7 protein-coding genes are annotated in these 12,854 nt (G+C 69.3%); all 7 read right to left on the reverse strand.

Annotated features, from left to right (window positions below):
- Positions 1 to 195 precede the first annotated feature (195 nt).
- The 7 genes from WBN91_RS14625 to WBN91_RS14655 all read right to left on the reverse strand — a co-directional run bounded on the left by WBN91_RS14625 (position 196) and on the right by WBN91_RS14655 (position 12,846).
- Positions 196 to 921: a choice-of-anchor P family protein gene (locus WBN91_RS14625; RefSeq protein ID WP_337728970.1), complete on the reverse strand. Its 726-nt coding sequence runs from the start codon at positions 919 to 921 to the stop codon at positions 196 to 198.
- 14 nt (positions 922 to 935) lie between these two features.
- Positions 936 to 1,706, reverse strand: a complete 771-nt coding sequence (locus tag WBN91_RS14630; protein ID WP_337728971.1) for a L,D-transpeptidase — start codon at positions 1,704 to 1,706, stop codon at positions 936 to 938.
- Positions 1,707 to 1,849: 143 nt separating this feature from the next.
- Entirely contained in the window at positions 1,850 to 2,476 is a 627-nt protein-coding gene (locus WBN91_RS14635) for a VOC family protein (RefSeq protein ID WP_337728972.1), read from the reverse strand.
- Between the two features lie 91 nt (positions 2,477 to 2,567).
- A complete protein-coding gene (locus WBN91_RS14640; RefSeq protein WP_337728973.1) occupies positions 2,568 to 6,464 on the reverse strand; it encodes a DNA-directed RNA polymerase subunit beta' in 3,897 nt (1,298 codons plus the stop codon).
- A gap of 110 nt (positions 6,465 to 6,574) precedes the next feature.
- Positions 6,575 to 10,057, reverse strand: coding sequence for a DNA-directed RNA polymerase subunit beta (rpoB, locus tag WBN91_RS14645; RefSeq protein ID WP_337728974.1), 3,483 nt, complete (start codon positions 10,055 to 10,057; stop codon positions 6,575 to 6,577).
- Positions 10,058 to 11,490: 1,433 nt separating this feature from the next.
- Complete coding sequence (locus WBN91_RS14650; protein WP_337724679.1) at positions 11,491 to 12,012, reverse strand: hypothetical protein; 522 nt, start codon at positions 12,010 to 12,012, stop codon at positions 11,491 to 11,493.
- A gap of 327 nt (positions 12,013 to 12,339) precedes the next feature.
- Positions 12,340 to 12,846, reverse strand: a complete 507-nt coding sequence (locus WBN91_RS14655; RefSeq protein ID WP_337724678.1) for a hypothetical protein — start codon at positions 12,844 to 12,846, stop codon at positions 12,340 to 12,342.
- Positions 12,847 to 12,854 lie beyond the last annotated feature (8 nt).

Consider the following 12,854-nt stretch of genomic DNA (forward strand, 5'->3'; position numbering starts at 1 on the left):
TCCTCGCAAAAACTTTCGGCTGCACCCCGGGAAATCTGTGGTAGCCCTTCGGGCAGGCCATACGGTGGGGGAACCGAAGCCCTTCCCTTGGGCTGGGAGCCCTGCCAAAAACCAAGCCGCCGGTGCGCGGCCGAAAGGGTGGGGCGTGGCGGGAGGACGGGTCGGGGCCGTCTCCCGCCACGCCTTACCGCGCGATCACCCCGTTACCGGCAGGTGGCCCTCGACGGGAGTCGGACGCGGCGCCTTGCCCGGGGCGGACGGGGCCGGGGTGGTCGTGGAGGGCTTCGTCGGGGTCGCGGAGGACGTGGTGGTCGGCGCCGGCTTCTGGGCCTGCGCGCAGGTGGCCGAGGCGATGTCGATCTTCTGGAGCCCGGCGACCTCGACCGACACCGCGACCACCGTGAGGCTGCCGTCGGCGGCGCGGGTCTGCTTGTTCAGGACCACCGACACCACCCCCGGCACCTGGACGCGGGTGTTCGGGGCGGGGTGCAGGTCGAGGGCGGTCGGGCCGGCCTTCGCGGCGGCCAGGGTGACGGCGCCGGCGCCGTCCACGCAGGTCGCGCTGATGACCTCGGCGGTCAGCGAGGTCAGGTCGGACAGCTTGAGCAGGCCCAGTTGCGCCTTCAGGTCCGCCACGCTCGCCTTGGCGGACGTCGCATCCACCTCGGTGTTGAGCACACCGGCCGTGATGACCGGGGCCTTGGCGTCCGGCAGCGCGACCGACGCGACCGACGTCTGCCGGTAGCCCTTGGACCCGTCCAGCGCGGCCAGGGGCTCGACGGTGAGCAGGCCGGACGCGGACAGGGCGAACGCGGAACCCGGGGTGCCGCCGGCCGCCTGCCGCTTGGCGACCTGGGCGTGCGCGGTGCCGGCGGTGGCGACGAGGAGGGCGGCGGTGACCAGTGCCGCGGTTCTCTTCATGGGGGGTGCGCCTTTCACTTGACGATCACCACGGTCCCCAGCGGGAGGGTGAGGAGGAGGTCGAGCGCGTCGTCGGGGACGCGGATGCAGCCGTCGCTGCTCGCCGTGCCGAACGGGGAGGTGTCCGGCCAGCCGTGCAGGGCCACCGTGCCGGGGCCGCCGCCGAAGGTCTCGTGGCTGTCGGAGTGCGAGCCGAGCGGCAGAACGTACGGGCTGAAGGTGGCCACGGTCTCCTTGATGGAGGCCATGACGTAGGTCCGGCCGGTGGGCGTCGGGTGCTGGGCGCTGCCCGTGCCGACGGTCCACGTGCCGATCGAGCGGCCCCTCTCGGTGACCTCCAGGCGGAACGCGGCCAGGTCGACGGTGACCAGGTAGTCGTTCTCGGCGCGCTCGAAGTCGTCGGAGCCGGTGAACACCCAGCCGGCGGACCGGTTGGGCCGGGACGGCAGCAGGACCTTCGACCAGCCGTCCTCCCGGTCGACCTCGGGCACCCACGTCGGCGAACCGAGCTGGGTGGCGGGCAGCTTGGCGACGGCCCGCCCGTTCACGGCGTCGTAAACGGGCACGTCCTTCTTGGCGCGCAGGACCTGGCCGGCCGTGGGTGACGTGTCGTCGTCCCGCGGCAGGGCTTCGATCTTGGCGAACGTGGTGGCCTCGGGCAGCACGGCGAACGACTGCACGTCGACGGCCTGCGGCCGGGGCCGGGGTGTGGGTGGTGGTTCGGAGCCGGCGCACGAGGAGACGGCGAAGGCCGTCACCAGCGCGACCAGCAGCACACGAAACATCGTGGTTCCTGATCGGTCGAGGGTCCGATGGCGGCGGAGGTACCTCGAGGTTCGGCCGGATCACGGCCTGTCGGACGCAAGATCGCGTCCGATCGGAAAGCTATCTACTGAAGAGTAGGTTGGGCAAGGGGCCTAGGCAGCCGTCACCCGAATGCCGCAATGTTCTTTACGACACCCAGCGGGCCGGCCACACCCACGACCAGCGCCTCGGCGACCGCTCCACGCACCTCGACCTCCGCCCCGAGCGCCCGCAGCGGCCCCTCGACGGCCGCCGGGTCGGGGTGCTCGACGTGCAGGGACACCAGCGTCAACCCAGCGGGCGCGGACAGCGCGGGGTGCGGTGTGGCACCCCAGTCGATCAGGAACGGGATCACCCCCGCGGTGCGCGCGTTGGCCGTCAACCGCCACCGCAGCAGCTCCCCCTCGGGCGTGCGCCGCTGCCCCTCGATCACGTCTCCGGGGTCGAAGCCCTGTGAACGGGCGCGGGCCACCGCCGCGTCGATGTCGTCCACGGTGAGCGCCCACCCCACCACCCGGCCGGAGGTCACGCCGTCGACGCCGTACGGGCGCGGGAATGGCGGCTCGGGCTGGGCCGGATCGGGCGCGATGACCTCCAGGTACGTGTCCGAACCCAGGCCCATCAGGCGGTTGTGCGTGCCGACGCCGGGGTGCTGCCCGCCGCCGGCCGCCCGCACGCCGAGCCGCGCTTCGAGGTCGGCCACGGCCGCCTCCAGCTCGGGAGCGGCGTAGAGGACGTGATCGATCCGCACGGACCCACTATGCCCCGGCACCCCGCGCGGTGCCCGGAAAGGGGACAGCCCCGGAAGCGGGAGGCTTCCGGGGCTGTCCTGGTGACTCGCGTCAGCGGTAGTCGCGACCGAAGTCGTAGTCGTCGAGCGGGACCGCCGCGCCCGTGCCGGTGCCGAAGACGTCGGGGGTGTAGTACCCGTCGTCGTAGCTCGGGATGGCGTACGCCGCCGCCCGCGCCTCCTCGGTCGGCTGGACCTGGATGTTCCGGTACCGGTTGATGCCGGTGCCGGCCGGGATCAGCTTGCCGATGATCACGTTCTCCTTCAGGCCGATCAGCTTGTCCGACCGGCCGTTGATCGCGGCGTCGGTCAGGACACGCGTGGTCTCCTGGAAGGAGGCCGCCGACAGCCACGAGTCCGTGGCCAGCGACGCCTTCGTGATGCCCATCAGCACCGGGCGGCCGGCCGCCGGCTCGCCGCCCTCGGCCACGACCGCGCGGTTGCCCGACTCGAACTCCGCGCGCTCGACCAGCGAGCCCGGCAGGAACTCGGTGGCGCCCGAGTCGATGATCGTCACCCGGCGCAGCATCTGCCGGACGATGACCTCGATGTGCTTGTCGTGGATCGCCACGCCCTGGGCCCGGTAGACCTTCTGGACCTCCTGCACCAGGTGCAGCTGGGCCTCGCGCGGACCCATGACGCGCAGCACCTCGTGCGGGTCGGGCGTGCCTTCCAGCAGCTGCTGGCCGACGTGCACGTGGTCGCCGTCCTGGAGCGGACCGGTGGCCGTGTTGGCCAGGCGCTGGCGCTTCGAGAGCTTCTCGAAGACGATCTCCTCCGACCCGTCGTCCGGGATGAGGGTGATCTTCCAGAACCGGTCGCCGTCCTCGATGCGCACCCGACCGTCGACGTCCGCGATGGGCGCCTTGCCCTTGGGCACACGAGCCTCGAAGAGCTCCTGCACACGGGGCAGACCGGTCGTGATGTCGTCACCGGCGACACCACCCTGGTGGAAGGTGCGCATGGTCAGCTGCGTGCCGGGCTCACCGATCGACTGGGCGGCGACGATGCCGACGGCCTCGCCGACGTCGACCAGCTTGCCGGTCGCCATCGAGCGGCCGTAGCAGGACGCGCACACGCCGACCGCCGACTCGCAGGTCAGCACGGAGCGGACCTTGACCCGGGTGACACCGTTCTGCACCAGGGTCTGGAGCGCCGGGTCGCCCAGGTCGTCACCGCGGTTGAGGACGACGTTGCCGTCCGCGTCGGTGATGTCCTCGGCGATGGTCCGGGCGTAGACCGAGGTCTGCGCGAACTCGTGCAGGCCGACCTTGTCGCCCAGCCGCTCGCCGACCGTCATGTTCACGCCGCGGGTGGTGCCGCAGTCGATCTCGCGGATGATGACGTCCTGCGAGACGTCCACCAGACGACGGGTCAGGTAGCCCGAGTCGGCGGTGCGCAGCGCGGTGTCGGCCAGACCCTTGCGGGCGCCGTGCGTGGCGATGAAGTACTCCAGCACCGACAGGCCCTCGCGGAACGAGTTCTTGATCGGCCGCGGGATGTACTCGCCCTTCGGGTTGGTCACCAGACCACGCATGCCCGCCAGCGAGCGGACCTGGGTCATGTTGCCCGCCGCGCCGGACTTCACGATCATGCGGATCGAGTTGTCCTCGGGGAAGTTGGCCTCCATGACCTCGGCCACCTCTTCGGTCGCCTTGGTCCACACCTTGACCAGCTCGTTGTTGCGCTCCGCGTAGGAGAGCTGACCGCGCTGGTAGCGCTTCTCCACCGCGTCGGCGAGCTTCTCGTACTCGTCCAGGATGCCCTGCTTGGCCTCCGGCACGAGCACGTCGGAGATCGCGACGGTGACACCGGACCGGGTGGCCCAGTAGAAGCCCGCGTCCTTCAGCTTGTCCAGCGTCCGGGCGACGGTGACCATCGGGTACCGCTCGGCGAGGTCGTTGATGATCGTGGCCTGCCGCTTCTTGGGCATGACCTCGTTGATGAAGGCGTAGTCCTGCGGCAGGACCTCGTTGAACAGCACGCGGCCCAGGGTGGTCTCGGCCAGCCACGGCTGACCGGGCTCCCAGCCCTCCGGCTCGGCGCCCTTCGGCGGGTTCTTGTCCGCGATGCGGATCTTCACCATCGCCTGGAGGCCCAGGACCTTGCGGTCGAACGCCATCAGCGCCTCGGCCGGCGACGAGTACGCCTGGCCCTCGCCGATGTCGCCTTCCTTGTGCCGGGTCAGGTGGTACAGGCCGGTCACCATGTCCAGACGCGGCATGGCCAGCGGCTTGCCCGACGCGGGCGAGAGGATGTTGTTCGACGACAGCATCAGCACGCGCGCCTCGGCCTGCGCCTCGGCGGACAGCGGCAGGTGGACCGCCATCTGGTCACCGTCGAAGTCGGCGTTGAACGCCTCGCAGACCAGCGGGTGCAGCTGGATGGCCTTGCCCTCGACCAGCTGCGGCTCGAAGGCCTGGATGCCCAGGCGGTGCAGCGTGGGCGCGCGGTTGAGCAGCACCGGGTGCTCGGTGATGACCTCTTCCAGCACGTCCCACACGGCCGGGCGGGCGCGCTCGACCATCCGCTTGGCGGACTTGATGTTCTGCGCGTGGTTGAGGTCCACCAGCCGCTTCATCACGAAGGGCTTGAACAGCTCCAGCGCCATCTGCTTGGGCAGGCCGCACTGGTGCAGCTTGAGCTGCGGGCCGACCACGATGACCGAACGGCCGGAGTAGTCGACGCGCTTGCCGAGCAGGTTCTGGCGGAACCGGCCCTGCTTGCCCTTGAGCAGGTCGGACAGCGACTTCAGCGGCCGGTTGCCCGGACCGGTGACCGGACGACCGCGGCGGCCGTTGTCGAACAGCGCGTCGACGGCCTCCTGGAGCATCCGCTTCTCGTTGTTGACGATGATCTCGGGCGCGCCGAGGTCGATCAGCCGCTTGAGGCGGTTGTTCCGGTTGATGACCCGGCGGTACAGGTCGTTCAGGTCGGAGGTCGCGAAGCGGCCACCGTCGAGCTGCACCATCGGGCGCAGGTCCGGCGGGATGACCGGGACGCAGTCCAGGACCATGCCCTGCGGGTTGTTGCGGGTCGCCTGGAACGCGGCGACGACCTTCAACCGCTTGAGGGCGCGCAGCTTCTTCTGGCCCTTGCCGCTGCGGATGGTCTCGCGCAGCACCTCGGCCTCGGCGTCGACGTCGTAGTCACCCAGGAGCTTCTGGATGGCCTCCGCGCCCATCGCGCCGGTGAAGTAGTCGCCGTAGCGGTCGTAGAGCTCGCGGTAGAGCAGCTCGTCCGCGATGAGCTGGCCCTTCTCCAACTTGGTGAAGGTGGACCAGATCTCGTCGAGGCGGTCCAGCTCGCGCTGGGCCCGGTCGCGGAGCTGGCGCATCTCGCGCTCGCCGCCCTCCTTGACCTTGCGGCGCACGTCGGACTTGGCGCCCTCCGCCTCCAGCTCGGCCAGGTCGGCTTCCAGCTTCTGCGCCCGCGCCTCGACGTCCGCGTCGCGGCGGTTCTCGACGCGCTTGCGCTCGACCTGCATCTCGTTCTCGAGCGTCGGCAGGTCGTTGTGGCGCAGCTCGCCGTTGACGCCCACGATCACGTAGGCGGCGAAGTAGATGATCTTCTCGAGGTCCTTGGGGGCCAGGTCGAGCAGGTAGCCCAACCGGCTCGGGACGCCCTTGAAGTACCAGATGTGCGTGACCGGGGCGGCCAGTTCGATGTGGCCCATCCGCTCGCGGCGCACCTTGGCGCGGGTCACCTCGACGCCGCAGCGCTCGCAGATGATGCCCTTGAACCGGACGCGCTTGTACTTGCCGCAGTAGCACTCCCAGTCCCGGGTGGGACCGAAGATCTTCTCGCAGAACAAGCCGTCCTTCTCCGGCTTGAGCGTGCGGTAGTTGATGGTCTCGGGCTTCTTGACCTCGCCGTAGGACCACTGGCGGATGTCGTCCGCGGTCGCGAGACCGATGCGGAGCTCATCGAAGAAGTTGACGTCGAGCACGTCTACTCTCTTCCCCTTTTGAATCGGTTGCCCTGCGAGGGGCTTGGCTCAGGAGCTGGTGGCGGGGTCCCGGGGCGACGCGGGAGGCAGCGCCCCGGGACCGGCGAGGGTCAGTTGACGACGTCGTCCACGGACGGCGACTCGGACCGCGACAGGTTGATGCCGAGGTTCGCCGCCGCGCGTTCGAGGTCTTCGTCGTCGCCGTCGCGCATCTCGATCGCGGCGCCGTCCGAAGACAGCACCTCGACGTTGAGGCACAACGACTGGAGCTCCTTGAGCAGCACCTTGAAGGACTCCGGGATACCCGGCTCCGGGATGTTCTCGCCCTTGACGATGGCCTCGTAGACCTTCACGCGGCCGAGCACGTCGTCGGACTTGATGGTGAGCAGTTCCTGGAGCGTGTAGGCCGCGCCGTAGGCCTGCATCGCCCAGCACTCCATCTCACCGAAGCGCTGACCACCGAACTGGGCCTTACCGCCGAGCGGCTGCTGGGTGATCATCGAGTACGGGCCGGTGGAGCGGGCGTGGATCTTGTCGTCCACCAGGTGCAGCAGCTTCAGGATGTACATGTAGCCGACCGACACCGGGAACGGGTAGGGCTCACCGCTGCGGCCGTCGAACAGCTGCGCCTTGCCGTTCTCCTTGACCATCCGCTCACCGTCGCGGTTCGGGATGGTGGAGCCCAGCAGACCGGTGATCTCGTCCTCGCGGGCGCCGTCGAAGACCGGGGTGGCGGTCTTCGTGCCCGGCTCGACCTCGTACAGCTCGGAGGGCAGGTTCTTCGCCCAGTCCGGGTCGCCGTTGATGCTCCAGCCCTGCTTGGCGATCCACCCGAGGTGGGTCTCCAGCACCTGGCCGATGTTCATACGACGCGGCACGCCGTGCGTGTTCAGCACGATGTCCACCGGGGTGCCGTCCTCCAGGAACGGCATGTCCTCGACGGGGAGGATCTTGCCGATGACGCCCTTGTTGCCGTGGCGGCCGGCGAGCTTGTCGCCGTCCTGGATCTTGCGCTTCTGGGCCACGTAGACGCGGACCAGCTCGTTCACGCCCGGGGGCAGCTCGTCGTCGTCCTCGCGGGAGAACACGCGGATGCCGATGACCTTGCCGTACTCGCCGTGCGGCACCTTCAGGGACGTGTCGCGCACCTCGCGGGCCTTCTCGCCGAAGATCGCGCGCAGCAGGCGCTCCTCCGGGGTCAGCTCGGTCTCGCCCTTGGGCGTGACCTTGCCGACCAGGATGTCGCCCGGCTGGACCTCGGCGCCGATGCGGATGATGCCCCGCTCGTCGAGGTCGGCCAGGACCTCCTCGGAGACGTTCGGGATGTCCCGGGTGATCTCCTCGGCGCCCAGCTTGGTGTCCCGCGCGTCGATCTCGTGCTCCTCGATGTGGATCGAGGTCAGGACGTCGTCCTGCACGAGGCGCTGCGACAGGATGATCGCGTCCTCGTAGTTGTGGCCCTCCCACGGCATGATCGCGACGAGCAGGTTCTTGCCCAGTGCCATCTCGCCGTTCTCGGTGCACGGCCCGTCGGCCAGGACCTGGCCCTCCTGCACCCGGTCGCCCTCGTTGACGATGGGCTTCTGGTTGATGCAGGTGCCCTGGTTCGAGCGGCGGAACTTGTGCAGGCCGTAGGTCTGCCGCGAGCCGTCGTCGGCCATGACCGTGACGTAGTCGGCGGAGATCTCCTCGACCACACCGGTCTTCTTGGCCACCACGACGTCACCGGCGTCGACCGCGGCGCGCAGCTCCATGCCGGTGCCGACCAGCGGCGACTCGGAGCGGAGCAGCGGCACGGCCTGGCGCTGCATGTTCGCGCCCATCAGGGCGCGGTTGGCGTCGTCGTGCTCGAGGAACGGGATCATGGCGGTCGCCGCCGACACCATCTGGCGCGGGGAGACGTCCATGTAGTCGACGTCGCGCGGGTCGATCTGCTCGACCTCGCCGCCCTTCTTGCGGACCAGGACGCGGTCCTCGAGGAAGTTGCCCTCGTCGTCGATCTTGGCGTTGGCCTGCGCCTTGACGTAGCGGTCTTCCTCGTCCGCGGTCAGGTAGTCGATCTGGTCGGTGACCCGGCCGTCGACGACCTTGCGGTACGGCGTCTCGATGAAGCCGAACGGGTTGACCCGCCCGTAGGAGGACAGCGAGCCGATCAGACCGATGTTCGGGCCTTCCGGCGTCTCGATCGGGCACATGCGGCCGTAGTGCGACGGGTGGACGTCGCGGACCTCCATGCCGGCCCGCTCACGGGACAGACCACCGGGGCCCAGCGCCGACAGGCGGCGCTTGTGGGTCAGGCCCGCCAGCGGGTTCGTCTGGTCCATGAACTGCGACAGCTGGGAGGTGCCGAAGAACTCCTTGATCGCCGCCACCACCGGGCGGATGTTGATCAGGGTCTGCGGCGTGATGGCCTCGACGTCCTGGGTCGTCATGCGCTCGCGCACGACGCGCTCCATGCGGGACAGGCCGACCCGGATCTGGTTCTGGATCAGCTCGCCGACGGTGCGCAGGCGGCGGTTGCCGAAGTGGTCGATGTCGTCGACCTCGACCGGCACCTCGGTCTCGCCCGGCTGCATGCTGGTCTCACCGGCGTGCAGGCGGACCAGGTACTCGATCGTCGTGACGATGTCGTCCTCGGTCAGGACGCCCGTGGCGATCGGGGTGGCCAGGCCCAGCTTCTTGTTGACCTTGTAGCGGCCAACCTTCGCCAGGTCGTAGCGCTTGTCCTTGAAGAACAGGTTCTCCAGCAGCGCCTGCGCGGACTCCTTCGTCGGCGGCTCGCCCGGGCGGAGCTTCCGGTAGATGTCGAGCAACGCCTCGTCGGTGCCGGCGGTGTGGTCCTTCTCCAGGGTGGTCAGCAGCGTCTCCGAGAAGGAGAACCGCTCCCGGATCTGCTCGGTGCTCCACCCGAGCGCCTTGAGCAGCACCGTGACGGGCTGCCGGCGCTTGCGGTCGATGCGGACGCCGACGGTGTCGCGCTTGTCGACGTCGAACTCCAGCCAGGCACCCCGCGAAGGGATGATCTTGACGCTGAAGACGTCCTTGTCGGTCGTCTTGTCGATCGCGGTGTCGAAGTAGACACCGGGCGACCGGACGAGCTGGGACACGACGACCCGCTCGGTGCCGTTGATGATGAACGTGCCCTTGTCCGTCATCATCGGGAAGTCACCCATGAACACCGTCTGGCTCTTGATCTCGCCGGTGGTGTGGTTGGTGAACTCCGCCGTGACGAACAGCGGGGCCGCGTACGTCATGTCCTTGTCCTTGCACTCCTCGGTCGAGGCCTTGACCTCGTCGAAGCGCGGGTCGGAGAAGGAGAGCGACATCGAGCCGGAGAAGTCCTCGATGGGCGAGATCTCGTTCAAGACCTCTTCGAGACCACTGGTGGGGGTCTCGTCACCTTCGTCGACGCGGCGCTGGAACCACGCCTCGTCGCCGGTGAGCCATTCGAAGGACTGGATCTGGAGGTCCAGCAGGTTGGGCGTCTGAAGCGGCTCGTGGATCTTCGCGAAAGAGACTCGCTTCGGCGCTCCGGGAATCCCCGACGTGGAGTTGGTCGCAGCAGTGGCCTTGGTCGCGCGAGAGATCGCCAAGATGCGTCCTTCCAGGGACAGGTAGCTGGCTAGCAGCGGACTAGCACGGCTGTCAAGGGTGCGGCGATGCCCGGCAATCCAGCTCTCGGCGAAGGGCAAACGGAAAGAGGGCAGCGCAAAGGGGCAGTCTAGCCACGCGCACGCCAACTGTCGAGAGGCACCTGGAAGGACCTTTCTCGTCGTCACCGACAGAGTGACCCCGCCGACGCCGTCAGTCAAGATGCCACGCGGCGATCACTCGCGTGGCGCAAGCGCCGCTCACGCGCGGTTACCGCGCTGACCTGCGGAATTACACGGGTGTGGCCCGCGGTGAACTGTTGGCTGGTCTTGTTCGCCCTTCGGGAAGGTCCGGCGATTCCGTTGAGTCACCGGTCGGAAAGTGTGGCGCAGATCACTGTATTGCGTGGTTGCAGAACGGGGTTTCGACCTTGGACGAAGCCCTTGGTGATGATCATGAACTTAGCGCACACGGTGTGCGACTGGTCGACTACCCCTTGGGTCCGGCGGGCCGGAATTGTCGGGGGTGCGTGGGATCATGGAGACGGGGGCCGGAGGCCGCGGCTGGGGTGGGCGGGGCGCTCGGGCGGGGTTGCGGCGGGGCGCTCGGGCCGGTGGGCGGGCGAGGTTGCGGCGGGGCGTTCGGGCAGGGGTGCGGCGGGCGGTCGGCGGCGTTTCGGCGAAGGGCGCGGGGGTATCAAGACGCGGGCGGCGGCGCGGCGGGCTGCCGACAGCGGGCGGCGAAGGGCAGCGGGCGGCGAAGGGCAGCGGGGCGGAGACAGCAAGTAGCGGCGCTGCGACAGCGGGTGGCGGCGCGACGGCGGGTAGCGGCGCGACAGCGGGTAGCGGCGCAGTGACAGCGGTGGCGCGCAGTGACAGCGGGCAGCGAAGGGCAGTGGTGGCGGCTCGGCGGACTGCGGCGCGGCAGGCGAAGGCGGGCGGCGGACAGCTGCGCGGCGGCTTGCGGGCGGCGGGCGGGCGGCGGGCGGCGGGCGGCGGGCTGCCGATAGCGGGGCGGCGGCAGCGGGCAGCGGCGGGCGGCGACAGCGGCGGGCGGCGGGGTGGGAGCGGGTCCGGCTGGAGAGGGGCGTGTCGGTTTGGCTGCGCGAAGCGGGGGCTTGGGGGTGCAGGGTCCGGTCTAAAGATCAAAAGCGCCTCGCCGGCGGGCAGGCCGCCAAGGATGGACACAAAGCAAAAGAAAAGGCGGGGGCTTCTTGCTTGTGCCATCCCCGTATGGCCTGGCGGAGCCAACCACATCTTCCCGGGGTTGCCGCTAAAAATTTTGCTCGTCCCTCACAAAATTTTCGGCTGCAACCCCGGGAAGATGCGGTAGCCCTTCGGGCAGGCCATACGGGGATGACACAAGCAAGAAGCCCAGGCAGAGGTGTGCCGTGCGGCAGCCCTGCCGGCGCTGCGCGCCTAGGGGCGTGTGCTGGTCAGTTGCACTTCGCCAGGGCTGCGGACTGGTCTGCTGCCGCGCCGAACATCTCCATGAAGTCGACCTTCCAGCGGCCGTCGACCCGCTGCGCACCCGCCCGCATCATGGCGATGCCGCCGCCGCTCTGGTTGTCCGTCGTGCGGGTCGTGACCTGGTCCAGGAACAGCAGGACCGTGGCCCGGTCGTCTTCCAGGCTGGTCACGCCGGTCGACACGGCCTTCACCGTGACCACCAGCTTCTGCTCCGGCGCGAGGGTCTTCACCGGGCCGAAGATGGCGTTGTACTGGCACTTCGCCTTGCCGATCAGCAGTTCGTTCGCTGCCTTCTCGGTGCCGGAGACGTCCGCGAAGTTGTATGAGAACGACTTCTCCACGGCCTCCCGCACCTGGCCCGCGACCTCGGTGGTGCCGGCACTGTCCACCAGGACCTGGTTGTACTTCACCTGTCCGGCCCGCATCTGGAACCACACGCCCAGGCCCACGAGCACCGCCGCTACCAGCACCAACGCGATCGGCAGCACCAGGCCGCTGCTCGTGGTGGGGCTGGGCTCGGCCTTGGATCGCGAGCGGGGGGAGTCGTCGGTGGTGGTGGGGACCGGTTTTCCGGTGCGCCTGCGGCCGGTCGGGCGAGGGCGAGGGGGTGCGGAAGGGCTGGTGGGGGTGTCGTCGACGGGAGTTGGGGTTTCGGGGACGGCCTCTACGAAAGGTGACGGCTCGGAGTCCTCGACCTGGGGGTCGGGTGAAACAGGCTGGTCCGGGCGTTTGCGGAGGCCGGCTACCTTCGGGCGGCCGGTGGGGGGCGTTGGGACGGGGCGGCGGCGTGACGGGGGCACGAGTCGTTCCTATCCTCAGGCGCCGCCGGCCGCGACCGGGCCCAGCGCGTTGAGCTTCCAGCCGCTGTCCGTGCGGGTCAGGGCGGTTTGGTAGCGGTTGACCTTCTTGACCGGTTGGCCGCCTTCCGGGGTTACCGTCGTTTCGACGACCGCGATCACGCGGGCCTTGCCGGCGTGGCGGTCCAGGTCGGTGACGGCCGCGTCCAGGACCCTGCTCACCGTGACGGTCTTGGCGTCCTCGATCTGCTTCTTGCGGCTCGCGCGGCCGTTCTCGATTTCGGTGCGCAGGTCGCCGGTCGAGGTTTCGACCCAGCGGTTGAGGTCGTCGTCGACCTTCTTGTAGTCCAGGGTCGTGAAGTTCGCTATGCCTACCTGGCCCACCCGCAGCACCTCCTCCCGCTCGCGCGCGAAGGCCGCCGAGTCGTTGGTGGAGGCGTTCCACCAGGACACCCCGGCCCAGGTGGCGTAGCCGGCGGCGAGCACGACCAGCACGGCCGCGATCGGCAGGAAGAAACGTCGCACGTGGAGTC

It is taken from the genome of Saccharothrix sp. CCNWYY140 (genome assembly GCF_037401995.1).
In the GTDB taxonomy this organism is placed as follows: domain Bacteria; phylum Actinomycetota; class Actinomycetes; order Mycobacteriales; family Pseudonocardiaceae; genus Actinosynnema.

Coding starts and splice junctions, on each gene's coding strand:
- WBN91_RS14625 (WP_337728970.1), bottom strand. CDS start 921: ATGAAGAGAACCGCGGCACTGGTCACCGCCGCCCTCCTCGTCGCCACC.
- WBN91_RS14630 (WP_337728971.1), bottom strand. CDS start 1,706: ATGTTTCGTGTGCTGCTGGTCGCGCTGGTGACGGCCTTCGCCGTCTCC.